Genomic DNA, 14,334 nt, shown 5'->3' on the forward strand with positions numbered 1-14,334 from the left:
GCGTGGGCGTGGTTACTTTCCCCGTAGGCCCCGGTGTTGAAATCCGGCCTTAAGGGCAGGGCGTTTCGAGGACACCGTTCGTGAGTTGACACCAGCCCAGCCGATTTCGCCCGACAATCGCCCGTATTCAATCTTGGGGCAGCGATCCATCACCACCTTGATCCCGGCATCTTCGGCCCGTTTGGCGGCTTCATCATGGCGAACGGTCAACTGCATCCAGATGACCATGGGAAGATTGCCGGATGCAAGGACATCATCAACAACTTGTCCGGCGGCTTCTGAATTTCGAAAGATGTCGATCATGTCCGGAGTTTCCGGCAGATCGGCCAATGACGCATAAACGGTCTGACCAAGAATTTCCTTGCTCGCCTGACCGGGATTGATCGGCCAGACGTCGTAGTCTTTTGCAAGCATGTATTTCAGGACGAAATAGGATGGGCGCACATTGTTGGAGCTAGCCCCAACCATGGCAACCGTTTTGGTCTCGTCGAGGATCTCGCGAATATAGGCGTCAGAATAGCTGTCGTGGTTCATGATGTGCTCCGCCGTATTCGTTTCAGCTATCCGTCCATTCCGGCGGGCGCTTTTGCAGAAAGGCGTTGATGCCTTCTTCGGCGTCGCGGGCCATCATGTTTTCCACCATCACATTGGCCGCAAAGTCATAAGCTTCGTTCAGCGGCATCTCGAGCTGACGGTAGAATGCTTCCTTGCCGACCTTCAGAGTGTGAGAGGATTTGGAGGCGATGGCTTCGGCGTATTTCTGGACGACCTGATCCAGATAATCGCGTGGAATAATCCGGTTGATCAGGCCGAAATCCTTTGCCGTCGACGCGTCGATGCTTTCGCCGGTCAGCAGCATTTCCATCGCCTGCTTGCGCGTCGCATTACGGGATAGCGCGACCATCGGTGTGGAGCAGAAAAGACCGATATTGACGCCCGGTGTGCAAAAGGTGGCTGTATCGGTTGCCAAAGCCAGGTCACAAGAAGCGACCAGCTGGCAGCCTGCGGCTGTCGCCACACCGGTCACAACAGCGATGACCGGCTTGGGGTGGCGCACGATCTGCTGCATCAGGTCCGAGCACTGACGCATGATCCGCTCATAGGTGGCTCGGCCACCATCAGCCTCTCCGCGGGCCGCCGTCAGTTCCTTCAAGTCATGCCCGGCGCAAAAGACCTTGCCTTCAGCCCCCAGCAAGATCACGCGTACTTCCGGATTTCTCTCCGCCTCGGTCAGCGTCTCGCTCAATGCGCTCATCATCTCCGAAGACAGTGAGTTCATTTTCTCCGGACGCTGCATCACGATCCGAAAGACACCTTCATGAAGAAGGGTCGCGAGCATCGGCTTGTCGTCGGTGTTGGCTGGTTGTGCTGTGGTGGCTACGTCTGACATGGAGGCGTCCTGCTAAATCTGCTTTTGGCCGTTCTAACAGATCAGGGCACGGAACGGGAGAGGGCTTGCCCACACTGTATAGGCCTTGCTCTTTCGGTCTTTTGACGCTTACGTAAAAGAAAGCAGGGTTTCGGGAGAGAATTGAATGCAGCCAGTGATGACAGGCGACGAGGTGATGTCGCTTTTGGACAATGTGTTTCCGCAAATACACGAGGATGGCCGGGTCTATCAGATCGCTTCAATTTCTTCGGGCGAAGCGGTTGTCCGCTTTACCGCAAACCAGCGCCATCTAAGGCCGGGGGGAACGGTGTCTGGTCCTTCCATGATGGCACTGGCGGATTTGGCGGCTTATGTGGTGATCTTAGGCCATATCGGCCCACAGGCACTGGCTGTGACGACCAATTTGAACATCAATTTCCTGAACAAGCCCGGTCCGGGGGCTATGCTGGCAACATGCCGGATTCTAAAAATGGGCAAACGGCTCATTGTGGTGGACTGTGCGATTGAAAGCAAAGGACAGGACGGGCTCGTGGCCCATGCCACGGCGACTTATTCGGTTCCTCCGAAATGAAGCCGGTCTCACACATGTGACTGGCGGGTGAAGTGGATCGCGCGCACATTTGCTGCCATGAAACGATACATATTCTCTCTTATCTCAAGTCTTCTTGTTGCCTCGTCAGCGAACGCGATCGGCACCAAGGCTGATGGCTCCTGCGGCGACAAGGACACGCCGTGTGTTCTGGAGAGCGGGCGATCTTATCATGTTCTTTTCCCCGATGATTGGGACGGAAAAGCCGACCTGCCGGTGATGCTTCATTTTCATGGTTGGGCGCGAACGGGCAGCCACCCTTCATGGAGCCCTAGAACGGGCGGTGAAGCGCGCAAGCGCGGGGTTTTGCTAATCGCGCCAAACGGTGAGGGGCGAACATGGAATTTTTGGCGGGCTGGAACGTCGGATGTGACCTTCACCAATGAGGTGCTGGCCGATGCCAAAAAGCGGTTTCCCATAGATGAGGATCGTCTCATCGTCTCCGGTTATTCCTACGGGTCGGCGATGGCATGGCGTTATGTTTGTGAAAGCGGGAAGGGCGTTTTTGCACTCTTGGCAATTGCCGGAAGCTTGGATCAAACAGAAAACTGCTCTACAGCGCCCAAGCAAGTGCGGCATGTCCAGACACCGTTATGGACTTTCCTATTGGGCCGGGCGGTGACACGACCTATCCAGTTGCCTTGTGGCGGGAGCGCCTGGGGTGTGGGCCCGAAACCGGGCGCGAAAACTGGTCAGTCTCTGCAAAGCAGACTTTCGAACGGGTCACCTGGAAGGATTGTAAGGAAGGGGCTGTTTATCTTGATCTTCACACTGGTGGTCATCTCATTCCACCCGGTTGGGTCGGGCATCAGTTGGATGAATTAGTACCTGAATTACGAAAGTGAGTGGCTTCTGAATTCAAGTAGAAAAATGCAACACAACCCAATCACACAAATAGGTTGGTGGATCGAGGTTCGGTCAATTTATATTTTCAATTATGAGTTGATTTTTGAGCCTGTGAATAGATATGAAACGCAATACACTTTCGGGTTTTGAAGTTTCAATAATCAAGAGCTTGCTTGAAACACGTCGATTTCAGAACCAAGAAATCGCTGGCATGATAAACCGGTCTAGGGGTAAAGCATCCAGCGATATCAACTCTGGCAGAATCTCCAATATTAAGAATGATCAAATAAAAAAATATGAAGATATTCCGCCTGCGTCTAAAGCGGATGTTGATGATTTTATCAAGGCCTATCAGCTCGGGCAATTTAGCAGTTCTTCAAACGATCCTTTGAATGACAACGTGATTGACCGTATTTTGCCTGTATCGGCATGCGGCACGAAGCTTCAAATAACAGAGACATCGCAAATTGAATGCAAGCAAGGTTTGAATATACCTCTCAAAACGATTGCCGCATTCGGTAATAACAGTGGTGGATACATAGTATCGGGCGTAAAAAACTCAACATGGGAAATTGTTGGTGTTAAAAAGGAAAAGGTCGATAAATTTGATCTCAATAACCTAAATCAGCAAATACGTAGTAATCTTGGTGTATACATTGACGTCAATTATAAAGTTAGGTCGATAAACAAAAAGCTGGTGATGATATTCTATATTCCACCAGCCCATACAAAGCCAGTAATTATGACAAAGTCTTCGGGTGAATATTCCGAAGGCGCAATTTACTTTCGCTACCCAGGGGAAGATCGTCTCATTGGCCCGAGTGAACTCAGTTACATAATAGAGGAACGTGTCCGTTCACTTTCCGAAACCGTGCTCCAAAAACATCTCTCAAATATACTGAGAGTTGGGATTGAAAATGCTGCGATTTTGGATCTTGCTTCAGGAGAAGTTGAAGGCAAGTCAGGGAAGTTTGTAATTTCCAAAGAATTGATGCCAGAATTACGATTTATCAAAGAGGGGCAATTTGAAGAGAAGGGGGGAGCACCAACGCTAAAGCTTATTGGTAATCTTGAAAGTGCAGACTCTTCCAAAATCCACCTTGTTCCAGAAGATGTGCTGAAATTGTATACCCTTGACAATAAAGATGTTGTGCGGCGAGTTAAGAGTTCTGAGCCAAGTGTGCGGCAGCGAGAAATTGATAACATAATTCGATCCGATAATATCAAATGTAACGACAAATTCGCCCATCCCATATTTACCAGTGATGAGAAAGCTAAAAAGTACCGAGAGACGGGAACACTACCGAAAGCTGTCAAGTGCAGGTACAATGAGGCTGCTGTTGACCAAATAGTGAAGCGATTAGCTGAGGAATTGGATTGAATATACGGTAATATAATACCGTTTTTTTAAGTTATTGTTTTTATTCAATTATTTTATGTGGTTGGTGATTTTTCGTTCTTGACGCATATTTTGCGCCAGCGTATAAGCTGCGTCGAACGAATTTGCGGCCCGTTCTCTTGGTGTTTTGCCAAGCGGGCCCTTTTCTTTAACCGATCAATGATGGATCAATCCCATGAAGACCTTCTCTGCCAAGCCGGCCGAGGTCGAGAAAAAATGGATCGTCATCGACGCAGAAGGCATGGTTGTTGGCCGTTTGGCTGCATTCATCGCCAACCATCTGCGCGGTAAGCATCTGCCGACCTACACGCCGCATGTCGACTGTGGTGACAACGTAATCGTCATCAACGCCGAAAAGGTTGTCCTGACTGGCCGTAAGTACGAAAACAAGAAGTACTACTGGCACACAGGCCATCCGGGCGGCATCAAGGAGCGCAATGCGCGCCAGATCATCGAGGGCCGTTTCCCGGAGCGCGTTCTTGAGAAAGCCGTTCAGCGCATGATGCCAGGCGGTCCGCTGTCCAACAAGCAGCTGTCCAACCTGCGTGTTTACGCTGGCCCGACCCACCCGCATGAAGCTCAGTCTCCAGAACTGGTTGACGTCAAGAGCCTCAATCCCAAGAACGATGGCATGAGGGCACAATAATGGCTGAGCTGCAATCTTTGGAAGACTTGGGCGGCGCTGTTGATGGTGCTGCTCCGGAAGCTCCGGTTCATGTTCAAAAGCTCGACGCTCAAGGTCGTGCTTACGCAACCGGTAAGCGGAAAGACGCTATCGCACGTGTTTGGGTCAAGCCGGGCACAGGCAAGATAATCGTCAACAAGAAGGACTTCACCGAGTATTTCGCTCGTCCGGTCCTGCAGATGATCCTGCAACAGCCGATCGCAATCACTGAGCGTTCTGGCCAGTATGACATCATCGCAACTGTTGTTGGTGGTGGTCTTTCCGGTCAAGCAGGTGCTGTGCGTCACGGTATCTCCAAGGCTCTGACACATTACGAGCCTGAGCTGCGCGCTGTCCTGAAGAAGAACGGCTTCCTCACACGCGACAGCCGTGTTGTTGAGCGTAAGAAGTTCGGCCGCGCGAAAGCCCGCAAGAGCTTCCAGTTCTCCAAGCGTTAATCGCTGGACCAACTGGTTTCAAATTCGAAAAACCCGCTGGAGCGATCCGGCGGGTTTTTTTGTTTGCTTATTGGTCTGTTAGAAGCGGATGTCAGCGGTTAGATAAAATCGACATCAAAGTTATAGCCCGGGTTATAGCTGGCATTATACCAAACGTCAGATGAAGTGACTCATATTTGGGCTTCCGGTTTTGTTGCGAATATGATTCCAGATGGCAAACGATGGGAGTTTGCCATGGGAGCCGCGATACCGCTTCGAGATGACTTTGACGGTTGTACCCTTCGCCGGTTGGCGAGGGTGTGCCGGGACGCCAAACAGACCCGTCGCCTTTTGTCATTGGCGGTGATCTATGATGGGGGGAGCCGTTCGGACGCAGCTCATATTGGCGGAGTGACGCTCCAAATCATTCGCGATTGGGTGCTGCGTTTCAATGCTTCTGGTCCCAATGGTCTGAAGGATACGCCCAAGTCAGGTCGCCCCTCAAAACTTGACGAGCAGCAGCGTCGTGCGTTGATCGAGATTGTCGAACGAGGCCCGTATCCATCGGTGGATGCAGTGGTACGTTGGCGCTTGAAGGATCTCGCTGCGTGGATCCTGTCTGAATTTGGCATTGTCGTTGACGAGCGTACCGTATCGCGGGAGCTGAAGAATGCGGGTTATCGGCGTCTGACGGCCCGGCCGCAGCATCCGGCGCAAAACGAGTTTGCCGTCGAGGATTTTAAAAAAGCTTCCCAGCCGAACTGGCGGAAATCGGCAATCAGCTTGAAAGCGGCACCCCGATAGAGGTTTGGTTTCAGGACGAGGCGCGTGTGGGTCAAAAGACCAAGATCACAAGGCGATGGGCAAAACGCGGGACAAGGCCGCGGGCCCCCAAGGATCAGCGGACAAAGTCAGCATGGATATTTGGGGCCATCTGCCCGGAACGGGGTGTCGGTGCTGCGCTCGTCCTTCCCAAGTGCAACATCATGGCCATGCAAATGCATCTTCAGGAAATCTCGTCGCAAGTCGCTCCGGGAGCCCACGCCGTTGTCATCCTTGACCAGGCTGGCTGGCACACATCTGGCAAACTCGACATTCCCAACAACATTACCCTTCTCCCATTGCCACCGAGGTCTCCCGAATTGAACCCGGTCGAGAACCTATGGCAGTTCATCAGGGATAACTGGCTGTCAAACCGGGTCTTCAAATCCTACGAACAAATCATCGATATCTGTTGCCGCGCATGGAACAGGTTAATTGAACAACCATGGACCATCATGTCCATCGGAATGCGAGATTGGGCCCATCGGTTCTGAATTTTGACGGTTGGTATTATACCTGAAGTAGATCGAATCTACTCCGTCAATTTCGACGGAGCCGTCGGTAATCCGAACCCAAGAGTAACTGTCACCGATAGGTCCACCTGGGCCTATGTCTGCGCGATGATAACCGCTGTCGACGTTGAAGCCCAAATCCTCGATTTTGTCCCGATAGGCAACACGATTGACACCGCCTTCAAGCATGTCTGCTACGAGGTTCGCCATTTGAGAGTTGGCCATAAAGTCAAACATATCCTGGGCAGCGGCATCCGCGGCTGTTTTCAGGGTCGCGGCATCAGAATTGAAACCTCGCGATTTCAATTCGCCATAGAGACTTTCCAGCGCCTCATCCATCGTGAATGTTGGAAGTTGTATAGGTGTAGAAGGGTAATTCTCTCCACTTTCATCTAGATACGCCGCCAATGTTCCAGCTGTCGCCGACCCAAGGCCCAAGGCTCCGCTTATGGTGCCGCCGCCGGTTGCAAAGCCGGCAAAAGCAGCGACATAACTTAGTCCTCTCAGGAAGTCTGCTCCCGTGGCACCATTCATGAGGCCGTACTGGTCATCCATTTCTTGCCAAAGCAACTTGCCCCATTCGTCAAAGCCGTTGTTGGTTGTGGACCATGTACTTAGTGCCGCCGTAGCGTCTGTTTCAAGTTGACGGATTTGGCTGTTGCTCAGGTTTTTGAGGTCCAGTCCCATCTCCTGACCGAGTGCGAATGCGCCATCTTTCATCAACTCCAGTCTGGTGGCGTATGTGTCGTACAGGCTGCCGAGCTGTTGGTTTCCAATAGAAAACATGTCGATTTGTTGAATGGCGTTGCGAGCATCAGCATAATCATTTGAGTCTGCTTCAAGAATTGTTGCAGAGACATAGAAGCTGTCTATTCCGAATGCTTCATCATTCGCCCCTTGGTTTAGGGATGAATGCCAGCGCATGGTGAAGGTACCGTCATTAATTAGGTTACCAGGTATTTCGATTTCAAAAGTGTGGCGTTGGTCAGCCCAGTTTTGTGACGTAAAGTCTGTGCTGGAACTGGCCGCAGTTTTTCTAAAAGTAATGTCACCGTCAGCGGCGGTCCAACCATGTGTTCCTTCGGTGTTGTAAACATGGAATTGGCCGAGATCGACCGTTACGCCGTTGATGTCGATGTAGAAGTGTTCGTTATCCCAAGAGTCGACTTCGAGAAAGTCGAACGTCAGCTTGAGTTCACTTGCTCCATCAGGCACTGAAATCGTCTTGGTCAGGGCTTCTCCAGCGCCATAGTTTCCAAGATAGCCGTCACCATTGTCGGTCTGCCTCCACTTTGCGTTGCCAAATCCGTAAACGGCTGGATTTGAATTGCCAAAACTCCGCGCTCCAATAGTCTTGGTTGTAGATGTCGTCATGAATTGCGCTCCTTTTGAATTCAGGATGCCGCACCAAACAATGAATTGGGTTGATCAAGGTGCATTGAGAGAGTTTACTCTCAATGCTAGAATGTAAGCGCTTACATTTATCTACAAGCGTGAAAATTCTGTGTTTGCGTGAAAAATGAAGCTCTCAGGAAGTGGAAGACGCGAAATCGGTCCAACAATTGAACACGAACTGGCTCGTGACAAGTTTTGTAGTTTTGTGACTTTGAAACAGCACATAAATTCTCGTTTGATTGTCAATTTTGACAGGTCTTAACCATCCCGCTTAAGTGAGCGGCAACACCTTCTGGTTACAACAAGAAGCAAATGTGTTTTTGCGTTGTTTCTGCGACGGGGGTGTATGGAGTATCGGCGCGAAATAGACGGCCTTCGGGCTGTAGCTGTTGTGCCTGTGGTTCTGTTTCACAGCGGCATCTCGCTGTTTTCCGGCGGGTTCGTTGGTGTGGACGTTTTCCTCGTCATTTCCGGCTACCTAATCACCGTCATGATTTTGCAAGAGCGGGCAAGGGGCACCTTTTCGCTCACGAGGTTTTATGGACGCCGCGCCCGGCGTCTTGTCCCGGCCTTACTTGTAATGCTGTCCGTCAGCTTCCTGCTCGCTTGCGCGTGGATGCCGCCGAGCCAAATGAAGGGTTTTTCCCGGGCACTGGCCGCGTCGGCGCTGTTCGTCTCCAATATTCTTTTCTGGCGTGAGAGCGGGTATTTTGATCTGGAATCCCAGACCAATCCGTTGCTGCATACTTGGAGCTTGTCGCTGGAGGTGCAGTTTTACGTTCTGTTTCCTGTGGTTCTGCTGCTGGGATTGCGCTTTGGCAGATCAAGAGTGTTCTGGCTGATTTTGGTCACATCACTGCTGAGCCTGGCGCTGACGGAATATGGTTGGCGATACAAGGCTTGGGCAAATTTCTATCTCCTGCCAACGCGGTTATGGGAGTTTTGCGCAGGGGGGTTGTGTGCCCTGTGGCTGAGCAACAGAGCGCAAAAGGGCAATAACATTCTGGCCTTCGCTGGATTGATCGGGCTAGTGGTGTCGTTTTTCCTTTTCGACAAAGACACTCCTTTCCCATCCCTTTGGGCTTTGCTACCAGTGATGGGGACTGTGCTGCTGATCCTGTTTGGATCCAAAGATACGGTTGCAGGCCGGGTACTAGCCATGAAGCCGCTGGTGGGCATCGGGCTGATTAGCTACAGCATTTACCTCTGGCACCAGCCGCTGCTTGCTTTCCTTCGCATACGCTCGATTGATGAGCCGTCCACGCTCGCCCTGTTGCTGGCTGCGCTTGCAAGTTTCCCGATCGCTTATTGCAGCTGGCGATTTGTTGAACAGCCGTTCCGCAAGGCAAAATCTGAAAAGGGTGCGGTCAAACTTGTTTCGCGAGGTTTGGTCACCGGCGTTTCTGCGTGTGCGGGCGTTGTATTTGTTGCAGCTGCTGGGGTGGTGACGGATGGCTATCGGTTCAGGTTTGCCCGAGAGCTGGTGGCCATTGATGACGCGCGTTCGGACGTCGCTTCTTTGATTTCTGACTGCTATATGGAGCCGCCGGCTGGCGGCGGAATGCCGCTCGGTCCCATGCCGCGCCCGGCGTGCACGTTTCCAGCGTCAGACGGATCTGTTGATGTTGCAATTGTCGGTGACAGCCATGCGCTCACCTTTTCAAACAAGGTGATCGACGCGCTGAAGCAACAGGATGTTGGAGTGACGACCATGTCGTTTGCTGCTTGCGTTCCCTTTGAAGGCTATTGGCATTCGCGGGCAAAATGTAACGAACCCGTTGCCGAGTTGGTCGAGTACATTCTTGCAAGCGATATCAATACCGTGGTTCTGGCCGGTCGATATGCGCTCTACACGTGGGATGATCCATTTGACAACGGCGTTGGCGGGGTCGAGCCGGAGCATATGGGCCCGAAATATTTCACTGATCCGCTCTATGAAGGTGACTATGACGACACGCTTGTGCCGAACATGCTTCATGTGATGGAGAAGGGAATCCAGAAGTATCTAGATGGCGGTAAAAACCTCGTGCTCCTTTACCCGGTGCCTGAATCTGGTTGGTCAGTGCCTGATCGCTATTTTAAAGAGCGGCTTTACAAGACTGGTGTCGAAGACTTGTCGTTTCCCTATGCGGCCTTCAAAGAGCGCAACGGAGACGTGATTTCTTTTTTTGACAGTCTCGAGCACCCCGGTTTGAAGAAAGTTCGGCCCGCTGATGTTCTCTGCTCAAAAGAGGAGGGGCGGTGTCTCAATGCTGTTGGCTCAACAGTCTACTACTATGATGATGACCACTTGAGTAATGCCGGGGCCAGTTTGCTTGTGGAGCCAATTGTGCAACCCGTATTGGCGACACTGGCACCGCAAAAACAAATCGAAGATGGACCGCTATTGGCTGCCGGCCCGCAAAATAACTCAGTTTTTTCCTGGTCTATCCGTTTAACCCGTATTTACGATGATGAGATTGGTGTTCAATGAATTATCGGCGAGAAATAGATGGCCTTCGGGCCGTCGCCGTATTGCCTGTTGTTTTGTTTCATGGTGGTTTTGAAATCATGTCTGGCGGCTTCGCCGGGGTGGACGTGTTTTTTGTGATTTCAGGCTATTTGATCACTGCGCTCATCTTGGAGGACCTCGAAAAGGGCAGGTTCTCGCTGCTGTCCTTCTATGAGCGGCGTGCAAGGCGCATATTGCCTGCCTTGTTCGTCATGTTGGCGGTGTGTGCTGTGTTCGCTTTGCTCTGGATGCCGCCGAGCCAGATGATGTTCTTCTCCAAGGCCATGGCGGCAGTGGCTCTGTTTGCCTCAAACATGTTCTTCTGGCGCAACAGCGGCTACTTCGATATTGGGTCTGAGAGCAACCCGCTGCTCCATACATGGAGCTTGGCAGTTGAAGAGCAGTTTTACATCCTTTTTCCGCTGTTCATGATGCTGGTTTGGCGCTTTGGACGCCGCCCGCTTTTCTGGCTTTTGGTGATCTTTGCAATTGGAAGTTTGGGTCTTTCGGAGCTTGGGTGGCGGTACAAAGCGTGGGCCAATTTTTATCTGCTGCCGACACGGGCATGGGAACTGCTTGCCGGTTCGCTTTGCGCGGTCTGGCTGGCGTCAAACAAGAAACAGGACAATGACCTGTTTGCGACAGTTGGTCTCGTTGCAATCCTGTTGTCTTTCGTTTTGTTTGATGCAGAGACGCCGTTCCCATCTCTTTGGGCGGCTGTGCCCGTCGGCGGAACCGTGCTTTTGATCCTATTTGCGGGGGCTGGCACGTGGACCGGGCGTCTCTTGTCACTCAAGCCCTTGGTCGGCATTGGTCTGATCAGCTACAGTGTTTATCTGTGGCATCAGCCGCTGCTTGCCTTCCTGCGCATTCGGTCGGTTGATACTCCGTCATCGGACATGTTGTTGCTGGCGGCTCTGGCGTCCATCCCAATTGGGTATTTTAGCTGGCGGTTTGTCGAGCGTCCGTGGCGAAATGGTTCCGGCAGTGCGTTTCGCTCCGTGCCAAGGCGGCGGATATTGGGGCTTTCGGCTGCAGGCTTGTGCGTTGTGCTTGGTTTTGGTGTAGCGGGTGCTACTCTCGAAGGCTTCCGAGGGCGATTTGAGCCGGGTCTATTGGCGATTGACGATGCACGCTATGATAAATCACCCTTATCTGCGGGTTGTTATGTCGAAACCCCGGCTGGCGGTGGACTGAGCATAGGGGCCTTGCCGCGTTCTGAGTGCACATTTCCAGCCGCGGACGGGTCTGTTGATGTTGCCATCCTCGGTGACAGTCATGCGGATTCAGTTGCCTATCCGGTCATGAAGGCGCTTCAAGAGGCAGGCGTGGGGGTAACTACTTTATCTCTGGCTGCCTGTGTTCCGTTTGAGGGATATTGGCACACGCGAGCCCGGTGCGATGAAACTGCAGCGCAAGTGCTGGACTGGGTGCTGAACAGCGATATCAAAACCATTGTGCTTGCTGGTCGGTATTCGCTTTATGTCCGTGATGACAGTTTCGATAATGGTATCGGCGGTGTCGAAACGGATCAGATGGGCCCGAAGACCTTTTACCAGCCATTGGTGCGAGGGCAGACCGCCGATGCAACTCTCGCCAACGGTTTGCACGTTTTCCGAAACGGTATCAGGCGTTATCTGGACGCCGACAAAGAGGTGGTTCTTGTCTATCCAATCCCGGAGGCCGGGTGGTCTGTTCCAGATCGCTTTTTCAAGGAGCGATTGGTCGACCCATACAAAGATCAACTGGCAATCCCTTATGCGGCCTTTGTTGATCGCAATGACGCCATTATCAAACTCTTCGATACGATTGAGGCTGACGGGCTGACCAAAGTGAAGCCCCATGAGACGTTCTGTGATCAAGAGGCTGGGCGTTGCTTCAATGCGGTTGGTGACACCGTTTACTACTATGATGACGACCATCTCAGTACCGCAGGTGCGTCGCTTCTGGCTGATCAGATCGTTTCGCCTATTTTGAAAAGCCTCGCCAAAAACAAGGTTCAGACAATCTCCTTTGCGAGATAGCTTTTTGGCAGCTTTTTAGTCTTTGCGATAATATCGCTAGCGATTTTGTTTTGCGCTTTCTGTTCTTGCGCGTTTGTGGCTGCCTATTCTGAGCAATTTTTGGAACGTTGGGCATTCCATGTGATTTGGGGCCGGGCATTCGGCCACATGCCGGATCGCCTCTTTGAGCGACTGCAATTTCCGGATTTGGAGATCAATTTCGTCCGCTTTGGCGTGAAGCAACTGGCGTGAAAGACTTGGCTTGCCGTCGGCGCCGAACATGCTTCGGATTTCTTCCAAACTCAGACCTGCGAGTTTACCAAGCGAGATAATCGCCAGTTGGTCGATGGTCTCCGGTCCGAACAACCTCTTTAAACCTCGCCTTCCAACGGACGTGATCAGACCGTTCTCATCATAATATCGAAGGGCTGATGCGGGGATGCCTGTTTCTTTGGAAATTTCGGAAGTATCGAGCAATTTCATCTCTTGACCTCAAGTCGACTTGAGGTTGTAGCTTAGGCAGCGTTTCAAAAAACAACAAGAGGATTTGAAGCGTTGTCCCTTTCTAACCATGCGCCCGAGCGTCCGATCATATTTGATCCCTCAGCTCTCGTACTGCTCGCGGCAGCCACGCTCATTATTATGGCTAATGCAGCCATAAGCCCGGCTCTTCCTGCTTTGGAGGCAAAGTTCTATGGCAATCCGCATGCTGGTTTTCTCGCACGTATGCTCGTCTCTGCGCCTTCTGTGACTGTGGTGCTATTTGCTCCCATTGCAGGATGGGCTTGCGATAGATTTGGGAAGAAGCGGCAGCTTCTAGTCGGCGTTACTCTGTTTGTCCTCTCAGGAACCGTTGGTTCTTTTCTGCCAAGTTTGGAAGCCATACTGGCTTCGCGCCTCGTCCTTGGCCTTTCCCTTGCGCTTGTTATGACAGCACAAATGGCGTTGATCGGGGATTACTTTGAAGGGGGCAGACGGGCGTCATTCATGGGCCTACAAAGTGCTGCAGTAAATCTAAGCGGGTTTGTCTTTATTGCAGTTGCAGGGGGGATAAGTGCAGGCAACGCGCAGCTGGCGTTTCTGGTATACGCACTTCCGCTGTTTCTTATTCCCTTTGCTCTGACATTCCTTTCACGTGACATCCCGGGCGAGCGACTGAACGTTCAGCCGCTTTTGAATGCTGGAGAAGGTTCTCGGGGGTCTTGGGTCCTGAGTGGCTTCGCAGCAGGAACTGTCAGCGCGATAACAGTCATGTTGTTCTTCGTGATGCCGACCCAGTTGCCCTTTTACTATCAGTCTCTTGGTCTGGATGCCGCTTCTACAACGATCTACGGCCTCGGTGCACTGATGATAACAGGCGGTTGTGTTGGTCTGAGCTACAAAGCAGTCCAGTTCCGAATTGGTTTGGCCGGCGTTTTCGCCGCAGGGTTTCTTTTCATGACTGTTGGGTATGTAGTGCTCGGAGGCGCTGACACAGTCTTCTCCGCACTATTGGGACCAACTCTTATCGGGGCAGGTTATGGGCTTTTGAAGCCGAATTTGGTGGCTTTTGCACTCTCAATAGCCCCGGCAAGCCGGAGAGGAGCCATTTCCGGGTTTGTGACAACCGGCATTTTTCTGGGACAGATCGTATCTCCGCTTTTGAGCACACCGCTTATCTGGAATTTTGGCTTCTCAAACGGCTTCTACGTCGCGGCACTGTTGCTGGCCATACTCTCGGCAATCTCAATCGTCTTTAAGCTGGAGCTCGTTCGGAGATTGGCTGTTTCTTGATCTAAAGGGAAGT

13 protein-coding genes are annotated in these 14,334 nt (G+C 51.9%); 9 read left to right on the plus strand and 4 right to left on the minus strand.

The features are described 5' to 3' along the window. Window positions 1-12 precede the first annotated feature (12 nt). Window positions 13-534, minus strand: coding sequence for a CoA-binding protein (locus TRICHSKD4_RS24435; protein WP_009759929.1), 522 nt, complete (start codon window positions 532-534; stop codon window positions 13-15). A 22-nt stretch (window positions 535-556) separates the two neighbouring features. Continuing rightward, entirely contained in the window at window positions 557-1,390 is an 834-nt protein-coding gene (locus TRICHSKD4_RS24440; RefSeq protein ID WP_009759930.1) for an enoyl-CoA hydratase, read from the minus strand. 145 nt (window positions 1,391-1,535) lie between these two features. Here TRICHSKD4_RS24440 and TRICHSKD4_RS24445 point away from each other — a divergent pair, with 145 nt between their 5' ends. From TRICHSKD4_RS24445 to TRICHSKD4_RS29740, 6 genes are all read left to right on the plus strand, one after another. Then, window positions 1,536-1,961, plus strand: coding sequence for a PaaI family thioesterase (locus tag TRICHSKD4_RS24445; RefSeq protein ID WP_009759931.1), 426 nt, complete (start codon window positions 1,536-1,538; stop codon window positions 1,959-1,961). A 57-nt stretch (window positions 1,962-2,018) separates the two neighbouring features. Further along, on the plus strand, window positions 2,019-2,804 hold the full coding sequence (locus tag TRICHSKD4_RS24450; protein ID WP_208993172.1) for a hypothetical protein: 786 nt from the start codon (window positions 2,019-2,021) through the stop codon (window positions 2,802-2,804). Window positions 2,805-2,946: 142 nt separating this feature from the next. Beyond that, window positions 2,947-4,206 carry a helix-turn-helix domain-containing protein gene (locus tag TRICHSKD4_RS24455; protein ID WP_009759934.1) on the plus strand — a complete coding sequence of 420 codons (1,260 nt, stop codon included), beginning with the start codon at window positions 2,947-2,949 and terminating at the stop codon, window positions 4,204-4,206. 193 nt (window positions 4,207-4,399) lie between these two features. Beyond that, on the plus strand, window positions 4,400-4,870 hold the full coding sequence (gene rplM, locus TRICHSKD4_RS24460; protein ID WP_009759935.1) for a 50S ribosomal protein L13: 471 nt from the start codon (window positions 4,400-4,402) through the stop codon (window positions 4,868-4,870). Next, on the plus strand, window positions 4,870-5,346 hold the full coding sequence (gene rpsI / locus TRICHSKD4_RS24465; RefSeq protein ID WP_009759936.1) for a 30S ribosomal protein S9: 477 nt from the start codon (window positions 4,870-4,872) through the stop codon (window positions 5,344-5,346). The genes rplM and rpsI overlap by 1 nt, the downstream gene beginning before the upstream one ends. 234 nt (window positions 5,347-5,580) lie before the next feature. Next, window positions 5,581-6,641 (plus strand): IS630 family transposase gene (locus TRICHSKD4_RS29740; protein ID WP_085979595.1). Its coding sequence is split into 2 segments (ribosomal slippage): window positions 5,581-6,073 and window positions 6,073-6,641, totalling 1,062 coding nucleotides; the frame shifts between segments, so codons are not numbered across the junction. On the opposite strand, the gene TRICHSKD4_RS24480 is transcribed toward TRICHSKD4_RS29740, so the two are convergent. Then, window positions 6,579-8,033 (minus strand): hypothetical protein, encoded by a 1,455-nt coding sequence (locus tag TRICHSKD4_RS24480; RefSeq protein ID WP_009759937.1) that lies wholly within the window; start codon window positions 8,031-8,033, stop codon window positions 6,579-6,581. The two genes, TRICHSKD4_RS29740 and TRICHSKD4_RS24480, sit on opposite strands and share 63 nt — an antisense overlap. Window positions 8,034-8,400: 367 nt before the next feature. Between TRICHSKD4_RS24480 and TRICHSKD4_RS28630 the strand changes: the two genes are divergently transcribed. Together TRICHSKD4_RS28630 and TRICHSKD4_RS24490 are read left to right on the plus strand one after the other, a co-directional pair. After that, window positions 8,401-10,527: an acyltransferase family protein gene (locus TRICHSKD4_RS28630; protein WP_009759939.1), complete on the plus strand. Its 2,127-nt coding sequence runs from the start codon at window positions 8,401-8,403 to the stop codon at window positions 10,525-10,527. Continuing rightward, on the plus strand, window positions 10,524-12,569 hold the full coding sequence (locus TRICHSKD4_RS24490) for an acyltransferase family protein (protein ID WP_009759940.1): 2,046 nt from the start codon (window positions 10,524-10,526) through the stop codon (window positions 12,567-12,569). Before TRICHSKD4_RS28630 ends, TRICHSKD4_RS24490 begins: the two co-directional genes overlap by 4 nt. 36 nt (window positions 12,570-12,605) lie before the next feature. Here the strand turns inward: TRICHSKD4_RS24490 and TRICHSKD4_RS24495 are convergent, their stop codons facing one another. Next, window positions 12,606-13,031: a helix-turn-helix domain-containing protein gene (locus TRICHSKD4_RS24495; RefSeq protein ID WP_009759941.1), complete on the minus strand. Its 426-nt coding sequence runs from the start codon at window positions 13,029-13,031 to the stop codon at window positions 12,606-12,608. A 72-nt stretch (window positions 13,032-13,103) separates the two neighbouring features. Between TRICHSKD4_RS24495 and TRICHSKD4_RS24500 the strand changes: the two genes are divergently transcribed. After that, on the plus strand, window positions 13,104-14,321 hold the full coding sequence (locus TRICHSKD4_RS24500; RefSeq protein WP_009759942.1) for an MFS transporter: 1,218 nt from the start codon (window positions 13,104-13,106) through the stop codon (window positions 14,319-14,321). The last annotated feature ends 13 nt before the right edge of the window (window positions 14,322-14,334 follow it).

The sequence above is a fragment of the Roseibium sp. TrichSKD4 genome, assembly GCF_000148725.1.
In the GTDB taxonomy this organism is placed as follows: Bacteria; Pseudomonadota; Alphaproteobacteria; order Rhizobiales; family Stappiaceae; genus Roseibium.